The organism is Streptomyces sp. NPDC059853, from assembly GCF_042731495.1.
Classification (GTDB): Bacteria; Actinomycetota; Actinomycetes; order Streptomycetales; family Streptomycetaceae; genus Streptomyces.
The window spans coordinates 1-18,491 of sequence record NZ_JBHWJL010000010.1 but is presented as its reverse complement, the minus strand read 5'-3'; the positions used below and the strand labels follow the sequence as shown (position 1 = coordinate 18,491).

The following is an 18,491-nucleotide window of genomic DNA, read 5'->3' as shown; positions in this document are numbered from 1 at the left end:
GTGGCGGTGAGGGCCGCGTCCGGCTCGTTACCAGCCGGCTGCCCGGAGTACGTCGTGGGCGATGTCGCGGACCGGACGGTCGTCCGTGGGAACGCGGACGGTGCCGGTGGGCGCGTCGCGGTCGAGGAGGCGCGCGTTGCGCAGGCTCGACGCGACGTGCGGGGCGAGCTGGGAGCCGATCTCGCGGCGGGCGAGGCGGGCGCGCACAGTGGATTCCTCGGCGGTCAGCAGGACGTGGGTGGTGTGGATCTCCCCGCCGCCCATCGCGCGTCGGATCATCGGCCCGTCGAGGATGCTCACGGTGTTGGTGTAGATGAGGCGGCGCTGTCCGAGAGCCGCGTAGTTGGCCCAGACCGCGGCGGTGTTCCGCTCCGTGATGGCCGCCCGCTGCGGGTCGTCGGCGGGGGCGGGGTGGATCTGGTCCATGAAGTCGCCCTCGATCAGGCAGTGCGCCGTCGACCGTTCCTTCAGCAGCACGGAGACTTCCCAGGCGACGGTCGTCTTCCCGACCCCCGAACCACCACCGATGAGCATCAACGCACAGGCCGTCATGGGCGACCAGCCTGGCAGGGAGCGGGCAGCCCGTCACCCGGTTTTCCGGCCGGTGCGGCCGATACCGTGGGGGCGGGGCGGCGCGCAGTCGGGGACGCGGACCGGCTGTGAGCCGTTCTCCAGCGATCGGGCGCCGGCCACACCCGCCAGGGAGGCGGCGACGGCGGGGCGCACCGGGATCAGGGGCGGCGCACCCCCTTCCACGGTGGCGCGGAAGCCCTGGAGGATGCGGACGGTTCCCTCGTCCCGCCGGGCGACCGGCCGGCCGGCCAGGGTGAGGGGCGGGGCCTCGCGTTCCTCCTCGTGTGCGGCGCCGTCGGCGCGGGTCCAGGCTTCCGAGCGGAGGCGGACGGACCAGGACCGCTCCTCCGGGGCGCGTACCGATTCGGCGAGCCCCCGGGTGCCGCGGGCGGAGAGCCAGCTCCAGTGGCTGTCGGGTTCGCCCTGGAGGAATCCGTGGCGGGTGACGGCGAGTGCTCCGGTGGACAGCCGGACGGTGAGGACGACCGCGTCGCGCGGCCGGTGCTCGTCCACCGGGAAGGCCGTCACCTCCACGGGCCAGGCGTCCGTGACGGCCAGGACGGGCGAGACGGTGTGGGTGCAGTACGCCGTGGGGGCGATGCGTCCGCGCCAGTTGCCGGGGTCGCCGATGAGGGCGTCGACGGCCTGGGGCGCCATGCCGTGCAGGTAGTCGGCCTCGATCAGGGTGATGCGGCCCAGTCCGCCGTCGGCGGCGGCCTGCCGGATGAGGCGGATGTGCGGGTGGTGGACGAAGTTCTCGGCGAAGGAGTAGGTGGCGCTCGATCGTTCGGCCGCGTCGATGAGTTGCCGGCCCTCGTTCTCGTCGGTGCAGGCCGCGCACTCGGACAGCACGTGCACGCCCTGTTCGAGGAAGGCGAGGGCGAGCGGCGCGTGTGCGTCGAAGTCGTTGGCCAGGACGACGCCGTCCAGCGGGTGGTCCAGCAGGTCCTGCCACCGGTCCACGAGGACGGTGCCGGGCAGCGCTTCCCGTGCCGCATCCCGGCGGGCGGCGTCCCGGTCGCAGGCCAGTGCCACGGTCACGCCCATCCGCCGCAGCCAGCCGGCCAGATGGAGTCCTCTGCTCAGTCCGATCACCCCGACGCGCATGCGGACATGATCGCCGTATTCCTGCCGCCGGCGGCAACGGGTTTTCGGGCGGCGCGGGGTCAGAGGCTGGTGAGGATCTGCGGCGACAGGTTCTTGATCATGGTGTTGGTCCAGCGCATCTGCCGCAGTGTCTGCGGGTGGCAGGCGGAGGCGAGGGCGAGCAGGCGGGGGTCCTTGGCGGCTTGTGCGGCCTGGGCGAGCATCTCCCAGTGCAGGGAGTTGTGGGCGGCGGCCAGGTGGACGTCGCGGAGGTCGCGCAGGAGCAGCAGGCCGGGTTCGGGGCGGCGGCCCACCGCCTCGGAAGCCTTCTCCCTGAGGGTGGTGAGGAAGCCGTCGGAGGACTCCTCGGGCGGGCCGGCGAGGTCGAGGTCGTAGTGGGGGGCGGTGTCGGCGAGGCGTCGCAGGTGTTCCTCGGACCAGGTGGCGACGTCGGTGGCGACGTGGTGGACCTCGTGCTCGGTGCGGTGGCGCTCGGCGAGAGTGGTGAGGTCGCCGAGGAGGTGGCGTTCGCCGTGGTGGAGGGTGCGCAGGGCGATCCTGATGCCGTTCACCGGTGGTCTCCCCCGGTGTCCTGGGTGGCGTGGGCCGCCGGGCCGCCGGTGGTGGCGGGCACCGTGGCGGTGGTGGGGGCGGAGGCGGTGGTGGTGGGGGCCGGGGCGGGTTCTCCGTTGCCGGGGGCGAGACGGGTGAGGGCGGCGGCGGCCGTTTTGAACAGGGGCTGTTTGGAGGCCGGGTCCCAGTCGGTGATCGTGGTCTCGTTGGCGGCCCGCCCGGGTGTGGTGGCGTCGGGGGCGGCCCCGGCCGGGGTGTCCCAGTAGCCGTAGTGGAAGGGCACGAAGAGCACTCCGGGGCGCAGGCCGGTGGGGCGCAGCCGTCCCTGGAGGGCGCCGCGGGGGGTGCGGACCTCGACGAGGTCGCCTTCGGCGAGGCCGAGCCGTTCGGCGTCCTGGGTGGAGATCTCCACCCACACGTCGGGGGCGGCGCGGTTCAGCTGGGGGACGCGGCCGGTCTTGGTGCGGGTGTGGAAGTGGTAGAGGGTGCGGCCGGTGGTCAGCTGGAAGGGGTACTCCTGGCTGGGTGTCTCGTGCGGGGGCAGGTAGGCGGCGGCTTTGAGCATCGCTTTGCCGTCCGGGTTGAGGGAGCGGTATTCGACGGGGCTGACGGCTGCTCCGGTCACCAGGTCCTTGCCGTAGTTCTCGCACGCGTCGGGGTGGGCCCAGTCGATGCCGTCGGTGTAGAGGCGGGCGGTGCCGTCGGGGGCCTGGTCGTTGACGGGCCACTGGATGCCGCTGCCGCCGCGCAGCTTGTCGTAGGTGAGGCCGGTGTAGTCGCAGGGGCGGCCGGCGCTGCACCGCTTCCATGCCTCGAACGCGGATTGGGGGTCGTGCCAGGTGATGAGGGGGCCGCCGTCCTTGTCGCGGAAGTCCATCCGGGCGGCGTAGTCGAGGAAGATGTCGAGGTCGGGCTTGGCGTCGCCGGGGGGCGGGACGGCGCGGTCGCTGAGGTGGACGGTGCGGTCGGCGTTGGTGAAGGTGCCGGTCTTCTCGCCCCAGGTGGCGGCCGGGAGGACGACGTCGGCGAGTTGGGCGGTCTCGGTGCGGAACAGGTCCTGGACGACGACGAAGAGGCGCTGCTGGGTGAGGATCGCGCGGATGCGGGCGAGTTCGGGCAGGGAGACGGCGGGGTTGGTGCCGCTGATCCAGAGCATGCGGATCGAGCCCTGTTCGGCGTAGCGGAACATCTGCAGGGCGTGGGTGGGCGGCGCGTAGTGCGGGATGGTGGTGGGTTCGACGTTCCACAGGGCGGCGAGGTCGGCGACGTGGCGGTCGTTCTGCCAGTTGCGGAATCCGGGCAGGTCGCCGTTGGCGCCGCATTCGCGGGTGTTCTGGGCGGTGGGCTGGCCGTTCATCTGGAGGATGCCGGCGCCGGGCTTGCCGAGCATGCCGCGGATGAGGTGGAGGTTGTTGATCTGGACGGCGGCGGCGGTGGCCTGGTGGGACTGGTAGACGCCCTGGAGCACGGTGGACAGCAGCCGGTCGGCGGTGCCAAGGAGTTCGGCTGCCTCGGTGATGCGGGCGGCGGGGATGTCGCAGATGCCGGCGGCCCACCGGGGGGTGCAGTCGGCGACGCGGGCGGCGAGTTCGTCGTAGCCGACGGTGTGGGCCTCGATGTAGGCGGGGTCGGTGCGGTGGTGGCGGATGGTCTCGTGCAGGAGGGCGTTGAGGAGGGCGAGGTTGGTGCCGGGGCGGGGGGCGAGGTGGACGGCGGCGGCGCGGGCGATGGGGGTGGGGCGGGGGTCGACCGCCAGCAGGCGGGGCGGGTCGGTGCCCTCCAGCCGGTCGAGGATGCGCATCCACTGGACGGGCTGGGTCTCGGCGATGTTGTGGCCGAAGAGGGCGATGACGTCGGCGTGGTCGATGTCGTCGAAGCTGCCGGGCTGTCCGTCGGAGCCGAAGGTTTCCTTGAGGGCTTCGGCCGCGGTGGCGGTGCACAGCCGGGTGTTGCCGTCGAGGTGGTGGGTGCCGATGCCGGCCCGGGCGAGGACGGTGAGGGTGTAGTACTCCTCCAGGAACAGCTGTCCTGTGGTGTAGAAGCCGAGGGAGCCGGGGCCGCGTTCGGTGAGCAGTGCGCGGGAGCGGGCAACGACGCGGTCCATGGCGGTGTCCCAGTCGGTCTCCACCAGGCGGTCGCCCTCGCGGACGAGGGGGCGGGTCAGCCGGTCGGGTGAGGCGTTGGCCTGCCAGCCGAAGAGGTCCTTGGGGCCGAGGCGGCCACGGTTGACGCGGTCGCCGGCCCGGCCGCGTACGCCGGCGATACGGCCGTCGGCCACGGCGATGTCCATGGCGTCGCCCGCGGAGTGCAGGAGGGAGGCGGTCTGCACCCAGTGCTGGACGGTGTCGGGGCGCACGCCCTCGGCGAGGTGGGTGTCCACGCGGGTGGGCCACGGCTGGTGGCGTCCGTAGGGGGTGCGGGGGCCCCAGGGTTCAGCGATTCGGTCCGCCGAGGACTGCATGACTACCTCCGCCGATCGGCCCGGGGCCGTCGGTGCTGCGTGGTCCGGTGGCCGGTGGGACCGGACCGGGGGTGGTTCACGTTAGTGGCGGGGTGGCGGGGGGCGATGGGGTGCTGTTGGGGACACGCCAGCGCGTTACCCGGGCGGCCCCGGGCGGGGCTCGTCATGCTGGCCCGGGGACGAGCGAGGTGAAGGAGGGCCCGATGGGCGAGGGCGCGGCGCCGGTGGAGGCGTCCCGGACGGTGGTGCATCTGCGGCCGGTGGCGAGTGCGTTGCCGATGGGCTTTCTGGGCCTGGCCGGCGGAACGTTCGTACTGGCCGGGATGCAGGTGCACTGGATCTCCGCGGAGCAGGCCGGTCCGGTGGCCTTCGTGCTGCTGGCGTTCGTGTTTCCGCTGCAGTCGCTGGCGTCGGTGTTCGGTTTCCTGTGCCGGGACGTGGCGGTGGCGACGGGGATGGCGGTGCTGTCCGGTACGTGGCTGGCGCTGGGTCTGATCACGCTGACCGGGCCGCCGGGTGCGACCAGCGGGGCCGCCGGTCTGCTGTTGCTGCTGGCGGCGGTGGCGCTGTGGGTGCCGGTCACGGCGGGTGGTTCGGGGCGGCTGGTGGTGGCCGGGGTCATCGCGGTGGCGTCGGTGCGGTTCGCGGCGACCGGGGTGTACGAGCTGACGGGGGCGGAGGGGTGGAAGCACACGGCGGGGGTGATCGGTCTGGTGCTGGCCGGGGTGGCCGTGTACGCGGCGTTCGCGCTGGCCGTGGAGGATCAGCACCGGCGTACGGTGCTGCCCACCGGGCGGCGGGCGGCGGGGGCCGGGGTGCTGGACGGTGACTGGGGCCACCAGACGGAGCCGGTCGTGCGGGAGGCCGGGGTGCGCCGCCAGTTGTGAGGGCGGCGCGGTGCCGCCGCACGGGGAAGGGCCCCCGGGTGGGGGCCCTTCGTGTGCGGGGGGCCGTCCGGTGGGGCGGCCTGGTGCGGGTCAGGCGGGGACGGTCTCCTCGCTGCGCCGCTCGGCGGCGAGTTGCCGGTTCAGCTTCTCGCCCTCGATGTCGAGGTCGGGCAGGGCCTTGTCCACGGGGCCGGGCAGCCACCAGGCGGCGCGGCCGAGGAGGGACATCACGGCGGGGACCAGGGCCATGCGGACGACGAAGGCGTCGATGACCACGCCGATGGCGAGGGCGAACCCGATGGACTTGATGATCGGGTCGTCCATGAAGACGAAGCCGCCGAAGACGGAGGTCATGATGAGGGCCGCGGCGGTGACGACGCGGGCGTTGTGGCCCATGCCGCTGACGGTGGCGGCCCGCGGGTCGGCGCCGTGCACGAAGTCCTCGCGCATGCGGGAGACGAGGAAGACCTCGTAGTCCATGGCCAGGCCGAAGAGGATGCCGATGAGCAGGATGGGCAGGAAGCTCACGAGCGGGCCGGGGACGTCGACGCCGACCAGTTCCGCGAGGTGGCCGTCCTGGAAGATCGCCACGGTGATGCCGAAGGTCGCGCCCACGGTGAGGAGGAAGCCCAGGGCCGCCTTGAGGGGGACGAGCACGGACCGGAAGACCAGCATCAGCAGCAGGATGGAAAGACCCACCACCAGGATCAGGTAGACGGGCATGGCGTCGGCGAGCTTCTCGGAGACGTCGATGCCGAGGGCGGTGACGCCGGTGAGGGCGATGTCCGCGCCCTGGATGGCGCCGACCTGGTCGCGGATGGTGTGGACGGCGTCCTCGGTGGCGGTGTCGGTGGGTCCTGCTTCGGGGATGACGGTCAGCAGGGCGGTGGTGCCCTCGGCGTTCAGCTGCGGCGGGGTGACGGCGAGGATGCCGTCGGTCGCCATGATGATGGCGGCCGCTTCTTCGGCGGCGGCGCCGGTGGACTGGGGGTCCGTGCCGTTGACGACGGCGATCAGCCGGCCGTTGAAGCCCTCGCCGAACCCTTCGGCGGTCAGGTCGTACGCCTCGCGGGCGGGCGAGCCCTCGGCGGCGGTGCCGGCGTCGGGCAGCGCCAGCCGCATGTTCTGGGCGGGGAGGGTGAGGGCGACGAGTCCGGCGGTGGCGAGGATCAGGATCGGCAGCCGCAGCTTGCCGGTGACGAGCCGGCCCCAGGTGAAGCCGAACCCTTCGGTGGCGGGGGCGGTGCCGCCGGTGGCGCGCTGCTTGCGGGGCAGGACCCTGGCTCCGGCGAAGGAGAGGAAGGCCGGCAGCAGGGTGAGGGCGACCAGGACGGCGATGGCGACGGTGCCGGCGGCGGCCAGGCCCATGAGGGTGAGGAACGGGATGCCGACGACGGAGAGTCCGGCGAGGGCGATGACGACGGTCGCGCCGGCGAAGACGACGGCGGATCCGGCGGTGCCGGTGGCGCGGCCCGCGGCCTCCTCGGGGTCGATGCCGTCCGCGAGGTACTGGCGGTAGCGGGAGGTGATGAACAGCGAGTAGTCGATGCCCACGGCCAGGCCCAGCATGAGGGCCAGGATCGGCGCGGTGGAGGTCAGGTCGATCACGCTGGTGAGGGAGTAGAGGCCGGCCATGCCGATGCCGACGCCGATCAGCGCGTTGAGGAGGGTCATACCGGCGGCGACGAGCGAGCCGAAGGTGATGACGAGGACGACCGCGGCGACCAGGACGCCGAGGGCCTCGGTGGAGCCGACCTCCACCTCGCCGCCCATGATCTCGCCGCCGTGCTCGATCCGCAGGTCGTCGACCTCGGCGCCCACGGCCTCGTAGGCGGACCGCTGGGCGTCGGTGATCGCGTCGGCGCCGCGGTCGAACTGGAGCTGGATCAGGGCGTAGCGGCCGTCCGGGGAGACGGCGCCGGTCTCGAAGGGGTCCATGACGGCGATGACGCCGTCGACGTCGGCCGCTTCGCGCAGGACAGGGGCGAGGCCGGCCGGTTCGAGGGCGCTGCCCTCGGGGGCGGCGACGACGATGGTGCCGGTGGCGCCGCTGGCCTCGGGGAACTGGCGGCCGAGGTCGTCCAGTGCCTGCTGCGACTCGGTGCCCGGCATGGAGAACTCGTCGCTCGTCGGACCCATCAGTGTGACGGCTCCGAGGCCCAGCAGGGCCAGGAGGACCAGCCAGGCCGCGGCTATGCGGCCGCGGGCGCGGAAGGAGAACCGGCCGAGCCGGTACAGCAGGGTGGCCATCGAGTGGCACCTTTCCGTGAGGGTTGTCAGCTGGGGGTGTACTGGAGGAGGCGCCGCACGCCGAGGATCAGTTCGGTGCGCAGGACCTCGTGGGGGACGTCGTCGTCCCCGGCGCTGGTGATGAAGACGGCGCCGACCGCCATCCAGGCGGCCACCCGGGCGCGGGGGTCCGGGGAGCGGCCGGTGAGGGCCTGGAGCAGGCCCTCCGACAGGTCGGGGACACCGAGGACGGGTTCGTAACTGGTCCGTTCGATCTCCGCGAAGAGGAGCCGCATCTGCCGGCGGAAGCGCAGGGCGATGTCCACGTAGCCGGTCACCGCCGCGTCGACCAGGTCCGGGCCCTCCAGTGCGCCGAGACGGGCCAGCAGTGCGGTGATCTCCTCGGCCGTCGGGGTCAGCAGTTCGACGAGGAGGTCGTCCTTGCTGGCGAAGTGGTAGAGGAGCGATGCCTTGGAGCAGCCGGCGTCGGAGGCGATGTCCTGGAGGGAGGTGCCGCGGAAGCCGTTCGCCGCGAAGAGGCGCAGCGCCGATTCCAGGATGTGACCGCGCAGTGCGGTAGCGGGTCGGGCCATGTCCTCCACGATAACTGTCCGATCGGTCAGGGCTGACCGATCGGACAGGGAAGGGGTGTGAGGTGCGCCACGGCGGGAGGGGAGGGAAGGGGGTCACCGGCGGATCGCCGTTCACGGGGGCCGCGATCCCCCGCGCCGTGGCGAAGGGGACGGCACGAGGAACTGACCGGCACCGCCTTCCCGCTGACCACGAGCACCGGCGGGCCGGGTGGCTGCGGGCGCCGGGGAGCCGCTTGCCGACGCCGGGGGCGGCTCAGGGCAGGGTGGGGAGCCAGCGGACGTCGAGAATGCGGGCGATGCGGCGCGTGCGGGATTCCAGGACGTACTCGATGGCGCCGTACACCGTGTCGTCGTCCTCGACGGGCGCGCGGCGGATCTCCTGCGGCCACGGATAGCCCAGGGGCCGCCCGATGTGTTCGGCGCGCCACTCCAGTTCGGTGATCAGGGCGCCCAGCGCCGCCCAGGCCGGGCCGCTTTCCTTCGCGAGGCGTCGTTCGAGTTCCGGGTCGGTGTAGATGTCCCAGCGAGCGGTCACGCGGCGCTGATCTCGCGCCAGTCGCCGCCACCCCGGTGGGCCTGAACGTACTGCTCGACCCGCCCGTCGCGCTGGGCGAGCAGCCCGTACGCCCACCACCGGCGGTAGACCTTCGGGAAAGTGGCCGGTGTCGCCGCGTCGAGTTCGGCCCGGCAGGCATCGCGATCGCCGGGGTCCTGCATGGCGATCACGTCGGCCACGCTCGGCTCCGGTCCGCCGCCAGTGTCCATCTGCGCGCTCCCTCCGCCCGGTGCACGTCCCAGCCTAGCGACTACCCGCTGCGGAGAACCCCGAACGGACGTCTTCTGTCGTACGGCGACGGTGCGCCGGGGGCGTGGTGCCGGCCGGGTTCGTGGTCCAGTGCGGCGCGGTGCGCGGTGACCTCCCCCTGTGCTGCGGCGCTTGAGCACCGGGGTCGCGGTGATCGGCGGCCGTTCTGCTCGAACACGGTGACCGGGTGGCCCCGCCGGCCGAGCAGAAGGGCCGTAGCCAGCCCGCTGATTCCGCCGCCGATCACCGCGACCCGCACCACCGCTCCGCCCTCCGCGTCGTGTTGCGGGCGAGCCTACCGCCGGGGCGCGCGGTCAGTTCCGCACGGTGAGCCGGGACCGCAACGCCGCCAGGGTGAGCACGGCGAGCAGCGTGCCGGCCATCGGCACCAGGAACCCGGCGCCGGCCCGGAACGCGTCCTCCAGTTGGCCGGCCGCGGTGACCGCGATCGCCTGGCCGAGCGCGACCGCTCCGGTGAGCCAGGTGAAGGCCTCGGTCCGTGCGCCGCTGGAGACCATGTCGCCGACCAGGGTGTAGCCGGTGATCAGCGCGGGCGCGATGCACACGCCGACCAGGAGCCCGAGGCCGGCCAGGGCGAGGACGGAGTCGGAGGTCCACAGCAGGGAAGCCGCCAGCGCCAGCGCCGTGTAGCCGCCGAGCAGCCGGTGGTGCGGGGCGGACCGCCAGGCGATCGCGCCGCACACGATGCCGGAGAGCATGTTGCCCCCGGCGAAGATGCCGTACAGGACACCGTTGAGGCCGGGCCGGCCGATGGACTCGGTGAAGGCCGCCAGGGAGACCTGCATGCCGCCGAACACGGTCCCGATGCCGAAGAAGGCGACGATCAGCACCTGGACGCCGGGGACCCGGATGGCGCTCTCGTGCCGCGCCCGGCTCCGTACCGTGCCGGTCACCGGGGGCTGCGAGCGCCGTTGCGCCGCGAACAGCAGTCCGCCGACCAGGGTGAGCGAGGCTTCGGCGACGAGGCCGGCGGCGGGGGTCACGCCGGTGCACAGGGCGGTGGCGAGCAGCGGGCCGACGACGAACGTGAACTCGTCGGTGACGGACTCGAACGCCGCCGCGGTGGACATCAGCGGTGACTTCTTGAGCGTGGCGCTCCAGCGGGCGCGCACCATGGGGCCGATCTGCGGCACCGTGGCGCCGGTCGGCACGGCCACCGCGAACAGGGTCCACAGGGGGGCGTGGGCGAGGGCGAGCGCGGTGAGGGTCAGGCCGGACAGCGTGTGCAGGAGGGTGACGGGCACCAGGACCGCGCGCTGGCCGTGGCGGTCGGTGAGCCGGCCGGCGAGGGGCGCGCTCACGGCCATGGAGATGCCGGTGGTGGCGGCGACGGCCCCGGCGGCGCCGTAGGAGCCGGTGGTGTGCTGGACGAGCAGCACGATGGAGAGGGTGAGCATGCCGAACGGCTGGCGTGCGGCGAAGCCCGGGAGCAGGAAGGTCCAGGCACGGGGGGTGCGCAGGAGCTGTCCGTATCCGGGGCGGGGAGATGTCGACTTCTGTGCGACCGTGGCTACCACGGCCCTTGCCTTTCTACGGCCTGGTAGCGCGCGCGTGGCAACGCCGAGAGCTGTCCTCTTGCGCTGGACTGCGGTAGATACCGGAACCCGTCGAGGGGAGCGTCCGGCCGCCATACGGTCGCGCCAGCTCTGCGTCAGGCAGAGTTGGGTCTGATCGGTGATCATCAGCTTACCGGACGGTGCGGAGGCCGGAGCCGGGGTGTCCGCACCTCCGGTACGGGGCGCTGCCCCGAGGTCTTGGAACGCCGCCCGGGAAGCCGCCCGCCCGCCCCGTGACCGTCCCGCCGGGCTGCCGCGCTGCCGCGTCGGGCGGTGATGCCGCGGGGCCGCCCGGGGCGCGGGCTAGCGTGCGGCCCGCAGCCGGAGCAGGTAGGTCGCGGTCAGCGCCACCGCGCGGTCCTCGTCCCGGGCCAGGCGGGCCAGGGCGCGCGCTGCCGGGGCGCCCGGGATGTCCGCGAGCGCCTGGGTGAGGCGGCGGCGTCCCGGTGGCCCGCCGGCGTTCCGGGCGAGGCGGTCGGTGAGTCCGGCGGTGATCCGGTCCGCCACCGCCGGGTCGGCCGCCAGGGCGCTCAGCGCGTCGGCGGCGTCGGTGTCGTGGTCCCCTTCGACGACCATGTCCCACAGGGTCGGGATCGCGTCGGTCACTCCGCGCGCGCCGAGTTCCCGCGCCGCGTGGCGGCGGACCGCGAGGTCGGGCCCGGCATGAGCCTCCCGCAGCAGGGCGGTCGCGGCGTCGCCGGGGATCTCGACGAGGGCGCGCACGGCCCGTACGCGCACCTGGGCGTCGGGCGAGCGCAGGCCGGCCGCCAGCGGTCCGGTGCCGTCCTCGCCCGCCCGGGCCAGCGCCCAGCGCAGGGCTCCGGCGACATGCGGGTCGGACTCGTTCTGTACGGCCTCGACCAGAGCGTCCAGCGGCACGGGGGCGTCGTCCGCGGTGGACAGGACGGCGCTCTGCCGCGCGCCCGCGTGCGGTGACCCCAGGGCCCGCAGGAGGGCGACGGTCCGCAGGACGTCCTGCCAGGCGGCGGGCTCGGCGGCGTTGATCCGGCGCAGCCGCGTGAGCAGTTCCGTCTCCGCCGCGACGCGCTCGTGGGACTGGCGGATGAGGTCGTCGACGAGTCCGGCGGGCGCGAAGCCGGGGTCGTCCAGTGCCCGCCGTACGTCGCGCAGCGACAGGCCCAGGGAGCGCAGGCTCTCGATGTGGAAGATGCGCCGGATGTCCTGGGCGGAGTACTCGCGGTAGCCGGAGCCGGAACGTCCCGCAGGCCGCACCAGGCCGAGCGCCTCGTAGTGGCGGAGCATGCGGGCGCTGACGCCGGACCGTCGCGCGACCTCACCGATGAGCACCGTCTACCGTCCCTCCGGGCCCTCGCCGCCGAGGGCCACCACGCGCTTCGCCTCCTCGATGGCGTACGCGAAGCCGGCCTCCGGGTCGCGCCACAGCTGTTCGGTCGCCAGCGCGTGGGCGCGCGCGCCGGGGTCGGGGTCGGCTGTCGCGGCGCCCAGTACGGGAAGCATCGCCTCCCCGAGTGCGATCAGCGCCCGGCTGAGGCTCAGCCGGACCTCGTGTGGGCCGCGCCCGAGCTGTGTCGCCAACAGTACGGCCAGTCCGCGTTCCTCACCCGCCGGGACGAGTACGGTGGCGGCCCGCCAGGCGCTGCGGGCCACGTCGTCGTCCGGGTCGGCCAGCAGTTCTGGGGTGATCGCCGGCCAGGCGCTGCGGTCGCCGATCTTGGACAGGGTGTGCAGGGCCTGGCTCCTGGCCCGCGGGCGCGGCGAGCGGACCTCGCCGACCAGCGCCGGGACCGTCCGGGACGCCGGGTGGCGGGTGAGGGCCCAGGTCAGCATCTCGCGGACGGAGAACTCGGGTTCGACGGCGCAGCGCTCGACGAGCGGGCCGATGAACCGGTCGTCCGGAGCCGTTCCGGCCTCCAGTGCCGCCCGGAGCCGGGTGGACGGGCTGGGGTGCTCCAGCGCGCGCAGGACGCGGTCCGGCCGGGTTTCTTCTTTCGGCGTGGTCATGGGGGGCCTCCTTCTGGGTTCAGTGAAGGCCTTGTCACGGTGTCAAGGTCAAGCGGAGCCGGCCGGGAGGCGGGCGGGGAACACTCCGTTTCGGGGCGCGCCACTGCGGCGGCCCGCGGTGGACGGCGCGGGGCGGCCGTTCCTGCCGGGCGGCGGGTGTCTCCTCGCGCGCGGCCCGGCCCGGCAGTCGGGGCCGCTCGGTGGCCACCGCCTGCCCGGGCGGGCCGGGCCGGAAGCTCTCACCGCGCGCGCAGGCCACGGTCGGCGAAGTCGATGAGCCAGGTGAAGCTCTCGTCGATGTCCGCGCTCCACTGGAAGCCGTCGGCCGCCTGGAGGGTGGCGAAGCCGTGGAAGAGACTGCGGAGCATGCGCAGCGCGTGGTCCACGTCGGCTTCCCGGATCCGGTAGCCGCGCAGGACGGCCACGAACGCGTCCAGCAGCCGGCGGCTCGCGGCGGCCATCGGGTCGTCCGGGCCGGTCGGCTCCACGCCGATGGTGGCGGCGTACCGGCCGGGGTGGGCGAGGACGAAGCCGCGGAAGGCGCGGGCCGCCGCCGCCAGGGCGTCGCGGCCGGCCCGGCCCTGGACGGCGCTGCCGACGGCGTCCGCCGCCTCGCTCAGGGCCAGGGCCGCGATGCGCCGGTTGAGGTCCTCCTGGCCGCCGACATGTTTGTAGAGGGAGGGGGTGCGCACACCCAGCCGGGCGGCGAGCAGACCCATCGTGAGGTGGGCGAACCCGACCTCGTCGGCGAGGGCGGCACCGGCCGCGACCACGGTCGCCGGGTCAAGTCCTGCCCTAGGCACGGGCGGCGTCCGCGCGGAGGAAGTCGAGGACGAGTGCCACGACTCGGTCGGGGAACTGGTCGTGCGGGTAGTGTCCGGCGCCCTCGATCATCTCCAGGCGTCCGAGGCCGGGCGGCAGGGCGCCGACGATCGCCGCGCCCTCGGCGTGCGGGTCGGCCCAGTCCGGATCGTGGGTGCCCATGACGACCAGGACCGGGCAGCGGACGGCGGCGAGGTGCGCGCCCGCGTCGGTGGGGGCGGTGCGGCCCATGCCCCGCAGGGCTTTCATCCGGCCCGGCTCGCGCAGCGCGGCGTCGATGCGGGCGGTGCGCTCGTGCCAGTCGGCGGGCTTGACGCCGGGGTAGGCGATGTCGAGGTACGAGCGCCACAGCGTCCGGCTGCCGAACACACCGGCGCCGAGCAGTCGCAGCATGCCGCGCCGGAAGCGCCGCACCCGCAGGTCGCCGAGGCGGACGGACTGCTTGCGGGTGAACGGCGCCAACTCGACCACCGCGCTGATCAGGGCGGGTTCGCGGGCCGCGGCGATGGTCGCGGCGCCGCCGGAGATCGAGTGGCCGACGAGCACCGCCGGTCCGCCGCCGAGATGGCGGATCAGGGCGATCAGGTCACCGGCGATGGCGGTACGGCTCCACTGCGGCCAGACGGCGTCGGACGCGCCGCAGCCGCGCAGATCCACCGCGGCGACCCGGTAGCCGGCCGCCACCAGCCGCGGGACCACCGCGCGGTAGGCGGCGCGGCTGTCGCCCATGCCGTGCGCGAGGACGACGAGCGGGCCGGAGCCCGTCACGTCGTAGGCGAGGGTGCCGCCGTCGACGGCGAGATATTCGGTCATGGTCTCCCCGGTTGGTTAATGACGTTAGCCATAAGCTAATGCGATTAGCTGGCTCGCGTCAAGGGGCCGTGGTGGGCAGGGCAGCCGGGGTCGGCGCGGCGGGACGGGGGCGGAAAGGACAGCACCGCCGGCCGTGGGACGGGCGGCGGTGCTGCGGGGAACGGGGGGAACGCGGGGGTCAGAGGCCGAAGCCGACGGAGCTGACGTAGCTGTAGGAGTCGTAGTCGGAGCCGAGGTCGGTGATGATCTCGTCCCAGACGATGTCGAGCATCTCGTGGTCGCCGGCGATCCACGCCGCGATGATGTCGTCCCAGATCCGGTGCCCCCGCACCGTGACCCGCCGCACCGCCAGGTCGCGGTCGCGGCCGGTGCGGACATCGGTCTGGTCGACCGGATGGATCTCGATCCGGGTGCCGCGGACGGCGAGGCGGCGGGCCCACTCCACGCCCAGATTGCGGCGGCGCAGATCCCAGTAGGCGGCGTCGATCCGCTCCAGGTTCGCCGGGCGTGGCCGCTGCGTCCCGGCGACCCAGGCGTCGATCGTCCGCTGCCGGACGGTGATCCCCGCCCGCCGCATCGCCTCCCGTCCGGCGGCCGAGCGCGTGAGGTACCGCAGCCGGGCGGCCAGCCCGCGCCGGGTGCCGACGGGCGACTTGATGCCGGTGACCTGACGGTCCATCTCCCGGCCCAGCGCCCGCCAGCCCTCGACCCCCCGCGCGCCGAACACGCCGAACCCGCTGTCCGGAGTGGCCCCGGTGCCCCACCGGCCCGCCATCAGCGGCCCCCGATGCGGTATTCGTCCTTCAGCTTCATGTCGGTGAGCTTCCGGCCCTCGGTGAACACACGGCGCCAGTCACCGATGAGGTGCAGTTCGTCGGTGCCCATCATCCGCACCACGGTCAGCCCGGCGCCGTACGCCTTCCACGCTTTCAGCCACAGGTTCGCGAAGGCCTGGGAGCGGATGATGTGCATCCAGTCCGGGCGCCGCATCTCCCGGTTGGCGGAGGATTCGCCGATGGTGGAGACGAATTTGCTGTACATCGCCTTCACGTATTCGAGGGTGACGGTGTCACCGGCCTCGATCGCCGCGTCCCGCGCGGTGGCCATCTCCCGCCGGAACCGCTCCAGCAGCGCCTCCGAACTGCCGGACGTCCACGACTCGTGGATCACCGGGGCCGCGCACAGCCCGTACTTGGGGCCCGAGAGCCGGATGAGCAGCCGCAGCGTCGGATCGGTCACCCACAGCGGCCCGGGTTCCTCCCGGTTCCCCAGCGGGCTGGGCAGGTCGTCGTGCTCCCAGACGGGCGGGGTGATCAGATAGAGGCCGGAGCGCTTGCGGTCGTACTCCCCCGTCGCCGCGTGGCGCAGCGTCCCGATCGGCAGGTGCGTCTTGAGGGCCGACAGGTAGGCGCCGTTGGCGTCCAGCGCGGTGACGGTCCGGGCCGGCCCTTTCTCCACCCGGGTGTTGCGCCACTTGGGACGCCCTTCCCAGATCAGGTCCGGGTCGTTGCGGCCCGGCTTCTTCAGGATCGGGATGTCGTCGGTGGAGAGGTAGTTGGTGAAGTCGTAGGTGCTGCCCACCCGCGTGGAGTTCAGCAGCGCCATGGCGTCCGGGATGGCGCGCTTCACCAGGGCGGCGAGGGCGGCGTCGACGTCCCCGCCGTTGTCCTCCAGCGCCGCCGCCACGTTCCGCGCGATCGTGCCGGTGGTCTCCTCCCGCACGGGCGCGGGACGGGCGGGCCGCGCGCCGGAGGGCGGGGGCGCCTGGGGCCGGGGCGTGGCCGGGGCGGGCTGGAGCACGAGACCGGGTGCGCAGGTGGCGTTGCAGTGCTGAGGACGTCCGGCGGCGCGGTGGCCGACCGGCTGCCCGCACAGCACGCACGGCTCCGGCGGGCCGGTGACCAGCCGCCCGGCACGGTCCCGGTCGGGTTCGAACGCCACGGCCTCGACGGTGTCGCGCCGGTCGTCCGGGGCCGGTTCGGCGGGCGCGGGCTGCTCGGGGACGCCCGCTGCGGGGCGCGGGGCGGGAGCGGGAGCAGCGGTGGCGTCGCCGGTGTCCGGCGCCGGGGGTGTGGAGGGGGACGGGGGCGGTGCCGGGTAGCGCTCCGCCAGGCCGGCCAGCAGCCGGGCGTAGCCGGCGCGGCGTTCGCCCTGCGGGTCGCGGGTTCCCGACTCCCACGCGGCCACCGTCTGCGCGGAGACGCCCAGCGCACCGGCCACCGCGGTACGGGCCAGGCCGCCGGCCTCGCGCAACCGCAGCCGTTCCCCGGGGGGCGGCAGCGGGTCGGCCTGCCGCAGCAGCGCGTCCACCGACGAGAACAGGGCGTCCTGGTCCTCCGTCACCCTTCTCCTCCCCTCGTGGCTCCGCGCACCGCCGAGGACGGTGGCGCCACGGTGCGGCCCCCAGCTGGTGAGGCCGCGGAATCCCGGCTGCGTCGCCGCCTGCCGGGCGCGGTGTCCGGTCCGACCGGCCGCCCGCGACCGGCGGGGCGGGGGGACGCCGGTGGCGTACCCGCCGTGGTCGCCCGGGGGCTGCCGCCGCCACGATGTCCGGTCCTTTTCCTGTGCCCGGGCAGCATACCGAGTGCGGTCGCGGAGTGATCACGGGGCGCGTCGGTCATCGACGGGCGTGGCGCAGCGGCGCCGGGCGGTCGCCCTCGCGTCGGGCGTACGTCCGGCGGACCCCGCCGGTGCTGCCCGGACAGCGCGGGGAAGGCCCAGCGGACGCGGTGGCAGGCGGCCGGTCCCCGGCCCGGCCGGGGTGCTGGACCGGTCGTCACGTCGCCGCGTCGCCGCGTGCAGCCCCTGGGTGCCGCCGCGCAGCGCCGCGCGTACGGAGCGTCCCGTGCCCTCCGGCGCGGATGGTTCCCTTTCCTCGTCTCCGGAATCCGGCATTCCGTCCTGCCCGGCCGTCACGTTTGGAAACCGGCACAGGTGGCAAGCCGACGGACTACCGCGGTGTACGGCTCGCGGTCGCCGCCGGACGGAACGGCACGCCGCGCAGCCGCAGCACCGCTGGTTCGCAGCCGACGAAAGGAGCGAGCAGATGAGCGCCGGCGAAGACCTGCCGATCCCGGACTGGGACCAGCAGCCCGCGGGGTCCCTCTCCCACCGGATCCGCAGCCTGGACAGCGAGGGGGTGCGCACGCTCCTGCGCCACGAGGAGAGTCACGCCGACCGGCCGGCTGTCCGTCAGGTGCTGACGGCGCGGCTGGAGGAACTCGCCTCGGGCGCCGAGCCCGCCGCCGGGGGCGAGAACGAGCCGTCGGACGCCGCGTCCGGCTCGCGCCACGGTTCCCCCGTGGACCCGGCCACCGCCGCGCCCCCGCAGCACCACCCGCCGCACGGGAACCCGCGGCAGCCCGGCGAGGGGTACCGGCAGGGCCCGGGAACCTGACGGCCGCGCCAGGCCGGTGGAAGGAGTGCCGCGTGCCGCTGCCCGGCAGGGTGATTCGCCGCCGACGGGGCGGGGTACGCGGCACGGCCGCCGCATCGGTATCGCGCGGGACGGCGTGCCCGGGCCGGCTCCCGGCCGGGGAAGCCGCCCGCCACCGTACGCGCACACGCAACGACAGGGAGATGGCATGACCACCGCACGCGACATCATGACGCCCGATCCGGTATGCGCCGACAGCGACGACTCCGTCCTGATCACGGCCGCCACCATGCGTGAGCAGGGGGTGGGAGCCCTGCCGGTCTTCCGGGGCAACCAGCTCCGCGGCATGATCACCGACCGGGACATCGTCATCGGCGTGATCGGCCAGGGAGATGACCCCTCGGCCGTCACGGCGGGCGACCTCGCCCAGGGCGAGGTCGTGACGGTCCAGGCCGACGACGACGTGGACGAGGTACTGACGACGATGACCGAGCACGGGGTGCGCCGGCTCCCCGTCATGGACGACGGACGGCTCGTCGGCGTCCTGGCTCAGGCCGATGTCGCCCGCGCACTGCCCGACCCGAAGGTCGGCAAGCTCGTCGCGGCGTTGTCCTCCACGCCCTGAGCACCGGCCGGGCGGCGACCCGGATGACGGCCCCGTGCGGGGGGAGCCGGGCCCGTACCCCCCCCCGGGGCGGGGCCGCCCCCCCGCG

The 18,491-nt window shown here is 74.1% G+C and carries 19 protein-coding genes; 3 read left to right on the top strand and 16 right to left on the bottom strand.

The genetic code is table 11. The features are described 5' to 3' along the window. Positions 1–27: 27 nt before the first annotated feature. The 4 genes from ACFV5N_RS02195 to ACFV5N_RS02180 are packed head-to-tail and all read right to left on the bottom strand — an operon-like array spanning position 28 to position 4,693. Entirely contained in the window at positions 28–552 is a 525-nt protein-coding gene (locus ACFV5N_RS02195) for a hypothetical protein (RefSeq protein WP_385592826.1), read from the bottom strand. 33 nt (positions 553–585) lie between these two features. Further along, positions 586–1,680, bottom strand: coding sequence for a Gfo/Idh/MocA family protein (locus tag ACFV5N_RS02190; protein ID WP_385592823.1), 1,095 nt, complete (start codon positions 1,678–1,680; stop codon positions 586–588). A 59-nt stretch (positions 1,681–1,739) separates the two neighbouring features. Further along, positions 1,740–2,231: a hypothetical protein gene (locus tag ACFV5N_RS02185; protein WP_385592820.1), complete on the bottom strand. Its 492-nt coding sequence runs from the start codon at positions 2,229–2,231 to the stop codon at positions 1,740–1,742. Further along, complete coding sequence (locus ACFV5N_RS02180; protein ID WP_385592817.1) at positions 2,228–4,693, bottom strand: molybdopterin oxidoreductase family protein; 2,466 nt, start codon at positions 4,691–4,693, stop codon at positions 2,228–2,230. The genes ACFV5N_RS02185 and ACFV5N_RS02180 overlap by 4 nt, the downstream gene beginning before the upstream one ends. Positions 4,694–4,896: 203 nt before the next feature. On the opposite strand from ACFV5N_RS02180, the gene ACFV5N_RS02175 reads away from it, so the two are divergent. Beyond that, positions 4,897–5,580: a hypothetical protein gene (locus ACFV5N_RS02175; protein WP_385592814.1), complete on the top strand. Its 684-nt coding sequence runs from the start codon at positions 4,897–4,899 to the stop codon at positions 5,578–5,580. A 90-nt stretch (positions 5,581–5,670) separates the two neighbouring features. Here ACFV5N_RS02175 and ACFV5N_RS02170 read toward each other — a convergent pair whose 3' ends face one another. From ACFV5N_RS02170 to ACFV5N_RS02115, 12 genes are all read right to left on the bottom strand, one after another. Next, positions 5,671–7,830, bottom strand: a complete 2,160-nt coding sequence (locus ACFV5N_RS02170) for an MMPL family transporter (protein ID WP_385592811.1) — start codon at positions 7,828–7,830, stop codon at positions 5,671–5,673. A 26-nt stretch (positions 7,831–7,856) separates the two neighbouring features. Next, entirely contained in the window at positions 7,857–8,402 is a 546-nt protein-coding gene (locus tag ACFV5N_RS02165) for a TetR/AcrR family transcriptional regulator (RefSeq protein WP_385592809.1), read from the bottom strand. Between the two features lie 253 nt (positions 8,403–8,655). After that, a complete protein-coding gene (locus tag ACFV5N_RS02160; RefSeq protein WP_385592807.1) occupies positions 8,656–8,937 on the bottom strand; it encodes a hypothetical protein in 282 nt (93 codons plus the stop codon). Beyond that, the gene (locus tag ACFV5N_RS02155; protein WP_385592804.1) at positions 8,934–9,137 is read right to left on the bottom strand and encodes a hypothetical protein; all 204 of its coding nucleotides are present in this window, start codon (positions 9,135–9,137) and stop codon (positions 8,934–8,936) included. Before ACFV5N_RS02155 ends, ACFV5N_RS02160 begins: the two co-directional genes overlap by 4 nt. A 71-nt stretch (positions 9,138–9,208) precedes the next feature. Beyond that, positions 9,209–9,454: an FAD-dependent oxidoreductase gene (locus tag ACFV5N_RS02150; protein WP_385592878.1), complete on the bottom strand. Its 246-nt coding sequence runs from the start codon at positions 9,452–9,454 to the stop codon at positions 9,209–9,211. 67 nt (positions 9,455–9,521) lie between these two features. After that, on the bottom strand, positions 9,522–10,745 hold the full coding sequence (locus ACFV5N_RS02145; RefSeq protein ID WP_385592801.1) for an MFS transporter: 1,224 nt from the start codon (positions 10,743–10,745) through the stop codon (positions 9,522–9,524). 342 nt (positions 10,746–11,087) lie between these two features. Further along, positions 11,088–12,092 carry a MerR family transcriptional regulator gene (locus ACFV5N_RS02140; RefSeq protein ID WP_385592798.1) on the bottom strand — a complete coding sequence of 335 codons (1,005 nt, stop codon included), beginning with the start codon at positions 12,090–12,092 and terminating at the stop codon, positions 11,088–11,090. A 3-nt stretch (positions 12,093–12,095) separates the two neighbouring features. Then, positions 12,096–12,767 (bottom strand): HEAT repeat domain-containing protein, encoded by a 672-nt coding sequence (locus ACFV5N_RS02135; protein ID WP_385592796.1) that lies wholly within the window; start codon positions 12,765–12,767, stop codon positions 12,096–12,098. 239 nt (positions 12,768–13,006) lie between these two features. Beyond that, complete coding sequence (locus ACFV5N_RS02130; RefSeq protein ID WP_385592877.1) at positions 13,007–13,540, bottom strand: TetR/AcrR family transcriptional regulator; 534 nt, start codon at positions 13,538–13,540, stop codon at positions 13,007–13,009. Positions 13,541–13,562: 22 nt separating this feature from the next. After that, entirely contained in the window at positions 13,563–14,402 is an 840-nt protein-coding gene (locus tag ACFV5N_RS02125; RefSeq protein WP_385592793.1) for an alpha/beta fold hydrolase, read from the bottom strand. A gap of 178 nt (positions 14,403–14,580) precedes the next feature. After that, a complete protein-coding gene (locus tag ACFV5N_RS02120) occupies positions 14,581–15,177 on the bottom strand; it encodes a transcriptional regulator (RefSeq protein ID WP_385592790.1) in 597 nt (198 codons plus the stop codon). Continuing rightward, positions 15,177–16,745 (bottom strand): helix-turn-helix domain-containing protein, encoded by a 1,569-nt coding sequence (locus ACFV5N_RS02115; RefSeq protein WP_385592787.1) that lies wholly within the window; start codon positions 16,743–16,745, stop codon positions 15,177–15,179. The genes ACFV5N_RS02120 and ACFV5N_RS02115 overlap by 1 nt, the downstream gene beginning before the upstream one ends. Positions 16,746–17,448: 703 nt before the next feature. Between ACFV5N_RS02115 and ACFV5N_RS02110 the strand changes: the two genes are divergently transcribed. Both ACFV5N_RS02110 and ACFV5N_RS02105 read left to right on the top strand, forming a co-directional pair. Next, positions 17,449–17,799 (top strand): hypothetical protein, encoded by a 351-nt coding sequence (locus ACFV5N_RS02110; protein ID WP_385592785.1) that lies wholly within the window; start codon positions 17,449–17,451, stop codon positions 17,797–17,799. A 187-nt stretch (positions 17,800–17,986) separates the two neighbouring features. Beyond that, complete coding sequence (locus ACFV5N_RS02105; protein ID WP_385592782.1) at positions 17,987–18,403, top strand: CBS domain-containing protein; 417 nt, start codon at positions 17,987–17,989, stop codon at positions 18,401–18,403. Positions 18,404–18,491 lie beyond the last annotated feature (88 nt).

Bases quoted from the DNA above. Each gene is read 5' to 3' on its own strand.
- ACFV5N_RS02195 (WP_385592826.1), bottom strand. From the start codon at position 552: ATGACGGCCTGTGCGTTGATGCTCATCGGTGGTGGTTCGGGGGTCGGG.
- ACFV5N_RS02190 (WP_385592823.1), bottom strand. From the start codon at position 1,680: ATGCGCGTCGGGGTGATCGGACTGAGCAGAGGACTCCATCTGGCCGGC.
- ACFV5N_RS02180 (WP_385592817.1), bottom strand. From the start codon at position 4,693: ATGCAGTCCTCGGCGGACCGAATCGCTGAACCCTGGGGCCCCCGCACC.
- ACFV5N_RS02175 (WP_385592814.1), top strand. From the start codon at position 4,897: ATGGGCGAGGGCGCGGCGCCGGTGGAGGCGTCCCGGACGGTGGTGCAT.
- ACFV5N_RS02170 (WP_385592811.1), bottom strand. From the start codon at position 7,830: ATGGCCACCCTGCTGTACCGGCTCGGCCGGTTCTCCTTCCGCGCCCGC.
- ACFV5N_RS02165 (WP_385592809.1), bottom strand. From the start codon at position 8,402: ATGGCCCGACCCGCTACCGCACTGCGCGGTCACATCCTGGAATCGGCG.
- ACFV5N_RS02135 (WP_385592796.1), bottom strand. From the start codon at position 12,767: ATGACCACGCCGAAAGAAGAAACCCGGCCGGACCGCGTCCTGCGCGCG.
- ACFV5N_RS02125 (WP_385592793.1), bottom strand. From the start codon at position 14,402: ATGACCGAATATCTCGCCGTCGACGGCGGCACCCTCGCCTACGACGTG.
- ACFV5N_RS02120 (WP_385592790.1), bottom strand. From the start codon at position 15,177: ATGGCGGGCCGGTGGGGCACCGGGGCCACTCCGGACAGCGGGTTCGGC.
- ACFV5N_RS02110 (WP_385592785.1), top strand. From the start codon at position 17,449: ATGAGCGCCGGCGAAGACCTGCCGATCCCGGACTGGGACCAGCAGCCC.
- ACFV5N_RS02105 (WP_385592782.1), top strand. From the start codon at position 17,987: ATGACCACCGCACGCGACATCATGACGCCCGATCCGGTATGCGCCGAC.